The organism is Halalkalibacter lacteus, from assembly GCF_036663595.1.
Classification (GTDB): Bacteria; Bacillota; Bacilli; order Bacillales; family Bacillaceae_D; genus Halalkalibacter; species Halalkalibacter lacteus.
Map to the genome: position 1 here is coordinate 1 of NZ_JAWRVL010000138.1, position 287 is coordinate 287.

At 41.8% G+C, this 287-nt stretch carries 2 rRNA genes; both read left to right on the top strand.

What is annotated here, in order from left to right:
* Nucleotides 1–122, top strand: a 23S ribosomal RNA gene (locus tag SAZ04_RS21820); the annotation flags it as partial.
* Nucleotides 123–233: 111 nt separating this feature from the next.
* Nucleotides 234–287, top strand: a 5S ribosomal RNA gene (gene rrf / locus SAZ04_RS23645); the annotation flags it as partial.

Below are 287 nucleotides of genomic sequence, written 5' to 3' on the forward strand. Positions count from 1 at the left end.
TGAGATTTCCCATGGAGTTAATCCAGTAAGACCCCTTAGAGATGATGAGGTTGATAGGTCTGGTGTGGAAGCGTGGTGACACGTGGAGCTGACAGATACTAATCGGTCGAGGACTTATCCAATACATTCTTGAAGTCATACTTCCTGAAGTATGACAATGGTTTCTATATTGCATTATCTAGTTTTGAAGGAATCATTTCTTTCAAGGTGTTTTTGAAAAAATACCATTATAGTTTGGTGGCGATAGCAAAGAGGTCACACCCGTTCCCATGCCGAACACGGTCGTT